The 6,147-nt window shown below is 71.2% G+C and carries 5 protein-coding genes and 1 pseudogene; 2 read left to right on the top strand and 4 right to left on the bottom strand.

Annotated elements, in window-relative coordinates:
- Positions 1 to 102: 102 nt before the first annotated feature.
- The gene (locus AC2W7A_RS08330) at positions 103 to 210 is read left to right on the top strand and encodes a sunset domain-containing protein (protein WP_485990948.1); all 108 of its coding nucleotides are present in this window, start codon (positions 103 to 105) and stop codon (positions 208 to 210) included.
- A gap of 213 nt (positions 211 to 423) precedes the next feature.
- Here AC2W7A_RS08330 and AC2W7A_RS08325 read toward each other — a convergent pair.
- The 4 genes and pseudogenes from AC2W7A_RS08325 to AC2W7A_RS08310 all read right to left on the bottom strand — a co-directional run.
- Positions 424 to 876: pseudogene (locus AC2W7A_RS08325) on the bottom strand (SDR family oxidoreductase); the annotation flags it as partial.
- Between the two features lie 304 nt (positions 877 to 1,180).
- A complete protein-coding gene (locus AC2W7A_RS08320) occupies positions 1,181 to 2,266 on the bottom strand; it encodes a YihY/virulence factor BrkB family protein (protein WP_485990947.1) in 1,086 nt (361 codons plus the stop codon).
- A gap of 95 nt (positions 2,267 to 2,361) precedes the next feature.
- Positions 2,362 to 3,786, bottom strand: a complete 1,425-nt coding sequence (locus AC2W7A_RS08315; protein WP_485990946.1) for an L-serine ammonia-lyase — start codon at positions 3,784 to 3,786, stop codon at positions 2,362 to 2,364.
- A gap of 212 nt (positions 3,787 to 3,998) precedes the next feature.
- The gene (locus AC2W7A_RS08310; RefSeq protein WP_485990945.1) at positions 3,999 to 4,661 is read right to left on the bottom strand and encodes an NUDIX hydrolase; all 663 of its coding nucleotides are present in this window, start codon (positions 4,659 to 4,661) and stop codon (positions 3,999 to 4,001) included.
- Between the two features lie 511 nt (positions 4,662 to 5,172).
- On the opposite strand from AC2W7A_RS08310, the gene AC2W7A_RS08305 reads away from it, so the two are divergent.
- Complete coding sequence (locus AC2W7A_RS08305) at positions 5,173 to 5,955, top strand: electron transfer flavoprotein subunit beta/FixA family protein (protein ID WP_485990944.1); 783 nt, start codon at positions 5,173 to 5,175, stop codon at positions 5,953 to 5,955.
- The last annotated feature ends 192 nt before the right edge of the window (positions 5,956 to 6,147 follow it).

Below are 6,147 nucleotides of genomic sequence, written 5' to 3'. Positions count from 1 at the left end.
CGCCCCCGCGCCCGCCGCGGGAGGCTCCGGCCCGGTGGCCGCGACGCCGCGACCAAGACCTGCCCCTCCTCGCACCCGGTCAAGGCCAACGACAACTCGGGCATCTACCACCTGCCGCACAACCAGGCCTACTCGAAGACGAACGCCCGCAACTGCTACGCCTCCGCCGCGGCGGCCCAGGCCGCCGGCTTCCGGGCCGCCAAGCGCTGACCCTGCAGCCGCTCCACTGGGCCCGCCCCCACCCCGGCGGACACCGAGAGAGACGACCACGGCCCCGCCTGACACTGTCAGGCGGGACCGCGGTCCGTCGTCGGGACGGCGACTCAGTACTTGGCGTCGTCGGGACGGCGACTCAGTACTTGCGTGCTGGCCGCCGTCGATGGGGATGACGGTGCCGTTGATGAAGCCGGCGGCGTTCGAGAGCAGGAAGACCACCAGCTGACCGAGCTCCTCGGGCTTGCCGAAGCGCTTCATCGGGTTCGCCGAGACGAACTGCCGGCCGACCTCCTCCCAGTTCTCCCCGCCCATCTGCTTCAGGGATCCCTCGACCATGTCCGTCATGAAGGCGCCCGGGGCGATCGCGTTGATGACCACGCCCTTGTCCCCGTACTCCACGGCGGAGTTGCGGGTCAGGCCCACCACGCCGTGCTTGGAGGCGGAGTAGCCGGACTGGTTGCCGACGCCGCGGATGCCGCCGTAGGCCTTCACGTGCTCGTCCACGTGGTTCTGGACGGCGGCCTCGTCGGTCACGTCGGCCACCACGGTGAGCGCCTCGGCCTCCGGGGCGGCGGCCTTGACCTTCTCCGCAGCGGTGGCCAGTGCGTCGGCGTTGACGTCCACGGGCGTCAGCCTCGCGCCGGCCTCGGCCGCGGCGATCGCGGAGGCCAGGCCGAGGCCCGAGGCGCCTCCGGTGATGATGACGGACTTGTCGTTGAGGGTGAGTCATGGGGCGGGCCTCCTGTCGGACGGCGGGTGTGCGGGGGCGGCCGCCGGTTCTGCCCGGCGTCCTCGCCTCCATCATTCAGGCGCCGCCGGGGCGGGCAACGTCTGCCCGGCCGGCCCGGCGCCGCCCCGTGGCCGTGGCGTCACCCGCCTTGCCTTCCCGACGACGGAGCCCCGGTCCGCCTGACAGCGTCAGGCAGGACCGGGGCTCGCTTCGTGCGGTTCCCCGTCGCGGGGATCAGGAGTCGGCGCGCAGAGCGTAGCCGTCCTCCTCGAGCTTCTCCTGAGCCTCGGCCTTCTTCACGAGGGCGGAGGTGTCCTTCGGGGGCAGCTTGAGATGGCCCTCGGCCGCCACGCCGGCGCGGAGCTGCTTGGCGCGCTCCCACTCGGCGTCCACGGCCAGGCCGAGCAACAGGACAATGTTGAACACCCAGAGGGCGAACAGCAGCGCCATGACACCGCCGATGGCGCCGTAGGAGGAGTAGCCGGCCAGGGTGGCGAAGTAGACCGAGAGGGCCACCGCCGCCAGGATCATGCCCACGAAGGCCACGATGTTGCCGGGGCCGAAGACGGTGAACTTCGGCTTCTGCACGTTCGGGGTGATGTAGTACAGGACCGCGATCATCAGGAGTACCAGCAGGACGATCACGGGCCACTTCGCCCAGGTCCAGATCGGCAGGAACGAGTCCATCAGGAAGTTCATCAGCTCGTTGGCGCCGAGGGGCTCGGCGATCGGCTTCACGATGCCCTCCACGAGGGTGCGGTTCACGGCCAGGCAGATGAGCACGACCACGATGCCCACGAGGACCACGAGGGTGGTGAGCAGGTTCGCGAGGGTGAGCTTCACGAAGCCGCGGCCCTCCTCGTAGCCGTAGAGCTGGTTGGAGGCGCGGTTGAACGCCTTCACATACGCGGAGGCGGACCACAGGGCGGTGGCGATACCGATGATCAGCGCGATCACACCGCCCGTGGACTGGTTCATCATGTTGTCCACGAGGTCGGTCACGAGCGGCGCGTAGTCCGCGGAGACGTTCTTGTCCACGATGTCCTGGACGAGATCGTTGACGATGTCACGGTTGTTGGCCATCACCAGGGTGATGATCGAGAAGATCGCCAGCAGCGCCGGGGCCAGGGACAGCACCATGAAGTAGGTGAGCTTCGCGGCGAGGTCGGTGCCGCCGGCGTTGAGGAAGGTCTTCAGAGCGCGCGAGAAGGCATACTTCCAGCCGGCACCGCCGAGCTTGACGGACTCGTGCTGCTCCTTGCGATGGTCGGGGTCGATCGACGCGGCCTCGAGCGTCGCGTCGAGCGGATGCTTGGTCACGGGAGAGGTCCTCTCGGCGTGGTGGGGGTACGGGTCAGCAGACCGAACATACCCCACAGGCATCGCTCAGGGGCGCGTTTCGGGGCCGGAACCGGTCAGCACTCGATCACGTTCACGGCGAGTCCGCCGCGCGAGGTCTCCTTGTACTTGGACTTCATGTCCGCGCCGGTGTCCCGCATGGTCTTGATGGCCTGGTCCAGGGTCACGCGGTGGGAACCGTCGCCGAGCACCGCCAGGCGGGCGGCGTTGATGGCCTTCACCGAGGCGATCGCGTTGCGCTCGATGCAGGGGACCTGGACGAGGCCGCCCACGGGGTCACAGGTCAGGCCGAGGTTGTGCTCGATGCCGATCTCCGCGGCATTCTCCACCTGCACCGGGCTGCCGCCGATGACCGCGCACAGGCCGCCCGCGGCCATGGAGCAGGCCGAGCCGACCTCGCCCTGGCAGCCGACCTCGGCTCCCGAGATGGACGCGTTCTTCTTGTAGAGGATGCCGATGGCCGCCGCGGTGAGCAGGAACTCGACGGCCTTGGCGTCCTTCTCCTCCTCGGTGGCGTCCTCCGGCAGCACGAAGCGCGAGTAGTACATGAGCACGGCGGGGATGATGCCCGCGGCGCCGTTGGTAGGCGCGGTGACGATGCGGCCGCCGGAGGCGTTCTCCTCGTTCACCGCGAGGGCGAAGAGGTTGACCCACTCCATGGCCCACATCGGATCGGTGCGGGTGGTCTGCTCCAGCAGGTGTGCGCGCAGGGCGGGGGCACGGCGGCGGACCTCGAGGCCGCCGGGGAGGATCTTCTCCTCCCGGGTGCAGCCGTTGTGGATGCACTCCTGCATCACGTGCCAGATCTTCGTCAGCTCCGCCTCGAGGTGCTCCGGGCTGTGCCGGACCGCCTCGTTGGCGCGCATCAGCTCGGCGATGGTGAGGCCCTCGCGCTCGCAGTGCGCCAGCAGCTCCTCCGCCGTGCTGAACGGGTAGGGCTCGGCGCCCTCCGCCGCCTCCTCCTCGTGGCGGGTGATCTCCTTGGCGGCCTCCAGCTCGTCCTCGAGCTCCTCCGCGGTCACCACGAATCCGCCGCCGACCGAGTAGTAGTCGCGCGAGTGCAGCTGCTCGCCGTCGGCGTCGTAGGCGGTCAGGCGCATGCCGTTCGGATGACCGGGCAGGGACTTGCGCATGTGCAGCGTCATGTCCTTCTTCCGGTCGAACCGGATGTGCCGGTCCCCGGCCAGCGGCATGTCCCCGGACTCCACGATGTCCTTCACCAGGCCGGTGCAGGCGTCCGGGTCGATGGTCTCCGGGTCCTGGCCGGCCAGCCCGAGCAGGACGGCGGTGTCCGAGCCGTGGCCGATGCCGGTGGCCGCGAGGGAGCCGTACAGCTCGGCCTTCACCCGGGCGGCGGCGTCCAGCACGCCGTTCTCCTCGAGGCTGACGGTGAAGCGGCGTGCGGCACGCATCGGGCCGACGGTGTGGGACGAGGACGGGCCGATGCCGATGGAGAACAGATCCAGTGCACTGAGCGACATGCGCGGCTCCCTTCGCGGGTGGCTGCGGCGTCCCGTCGGTGGTGGGTCGTCCGCATGATGGGGGGGGAACACAGACAGACGGCCAGCCTACGCGGAGTGCCGGGGGTCCGGCCATCCCGTGGGGACGTCCCGCCGCACCTCGGGAGGCGGTCCCGCGAGGCGACCGGCCGTCGTCGTCCCCCCACACGGTGCCGCAGGCAGCGGCCCGGAGGTCAGAGCACGTTGTCCGGGGTCTCCTCCACCTGGGCCGCGGCCCGGAAGGCGGCGAGGTCCGCGAGGTACTCCTCGGCGTGGAGGAACTCCGTCCGCCGGCTCCGAGCATCCGCCTTGGGCCGGAGCATCACCGGGGTGATCGGCTCCTGGGACCGACCGAGGGTCACGACGCCGTCCCAGCCCGCTCCGGCGTCCACGGCCGCCGAGAGCCGGCGCAGCTGCCACCAGGACGGGGTCATCAGGTTCACCGTGCCGCCGCGGAACTCGGTGAGCAGCGCCGCTGGGGAGGCCCATCCGTGGCTCGCTGCCTCCGAGGACATCCGCTCCGGCTCCTGCCCCTCGGGCAGGCGCACCACGAAGAAGACCGTGTCGTAGCGGCGCGGTCCGCCCACGGGGGTGATCCACCGGGACCACGGCACCAGGGCGGCCACGTCCGGGCGCAGTCCGTGCTCGTCCAGCAGGTCGCCGAAGGCGAGGTCGTGGGACTCGAGTCGGTCCCGGGTGTCCTCCGGGAAGGACCGGACGAGAGCGGAGTCCACCGGGGCGCCGGTGGCCGCGTCCAGGGCCAGCAGGACGCCGGTCTCCTCGTAGGTCTCGCGCAGGGCCGCGGCCAGCAGACGGCCGGCCCCGTCCCGCGGGGAGAGCTCGGACAGCTGGGACACGGCGTCCTCCGGTGCGGCGCCCGTGCCCAGGCGCCGGGCCCCAGCCGTCCAGGTCCACCGCCTCCCACAGCCGGGCGGGGAGGTCGTCCGCCGGGTCCACGCGGCCACCGGGGAACGCGGTGGCGTGGGCGCTGAACGCCATGGAGCCGGCGCGGCGCAGGCGAACACTCGAGGTCGTCGGCGGCCGGCCGCACGACGGAGCAGGGAGGACGCCGGCCGGGCCGGGGACGGCCTCGGCGGCGGGGGAGTGCTCGGCAGTGGTCATCGGTGTCTCCTGACGCGGCGGCGGACGGTTCCCGGGATGGTTCCGAGGATAGCGGCGCGGTCTGCCGGGCCTGCGGCTGCGGGGCACGGGCCCGTGCGCCGTGCCTGCAGGGTGGCGAGATCCGCTTCAGTGAATCATCATTTACTGAGACGGCTGCGAGAGCAGACGGGCCCGCCCCTGTCCGCTGTAGCCTTGAACACAGTTCTGAGACCGTCAGATCACGGCGATTCGAGGAGGAGTCCACCCGTGAAGATCATGGTGCTGGCCAAGCAGGTCCCCGACACCTGGCAGGAGCGCACGCTCGACATGGAGACCGGCATGCTGGTCCGCGACGGCGCGGCCGAGCCCGTGCCGGACGAGATCAGCGAGCGCGTCATGGAGGTGGCGCTGCAGCACAGGGACTCCGGCGCGGACGTGGAGATCGTCGCCCTGACCATGGGCCCGGAGGGCGCCACGAAGACCCTCCGCAAGATGCTCGCCATGGGCGCGGACGCCGCCGTGCACGTCGCGGACGAGGCGCTCGCCGGCTCGGATGCGGTGCAGACCGCCCGCGTGCTGGCCGCCGCGATCGAGCGGGAGGGCGCGGACCTGGTCCTCGCCGGCAACCTCGCCACGGACGGCAACTCCGGCGTGGTGCCGGCCATGGTGGCCGAGCTGCTGGACCGCCCGTACCTGCCGCACGCCGAGGCGCTCGAGATCTCGGACGCCGAGGTCGTGGGCACCGTGGTCACCGAGGACGCGGACCTGCGCGCCGCCGTCGCCCTCCCGGCCGTGGTGGGACTGACCGAGAAGACCGCGGAGCCGCGGTTCCCGAACTTCAAGAACATCATGGCGGCGAAGAAGAAGCCGCTGACCGACTACTCCCTGGCGGACCTGGGGATCGTGGCCGGTCCGGTGGAGGCCGAGTACCGCTCCGTGATGGTCTCCGCCAACGCCCGCCCGGAGAAGCAGGCCGGCCCGAAGGTCGTGGACGACGGCACCGCCGCCGAGCAGCTCGCCGCCTTCCTGGCCGAGAACCGCCTTGTCTGACGGACGCGCAGGAACCGAAGGAGACCTCACCATGACTGAGACCGTGAACCCCGCCGTGAACTCCGGCGCCCCCGTCCTCGTCCTCGCCGAGCTGAACATGGACGGCGAGCTCCGCGCCTCCGCCGCCGGACTCCTCGGCGCCGCCGCCACCGTCGGCGTGCCCGTGGCCGTCGTGGTCGGCGCCCCGGGCAG

Source organism: Micrococcus sp. LASM2_SD2, from assembly GCF_057364565.1.
This window is presented reverse-complemented; position numbering and strand designations above follow the sequence as displayed.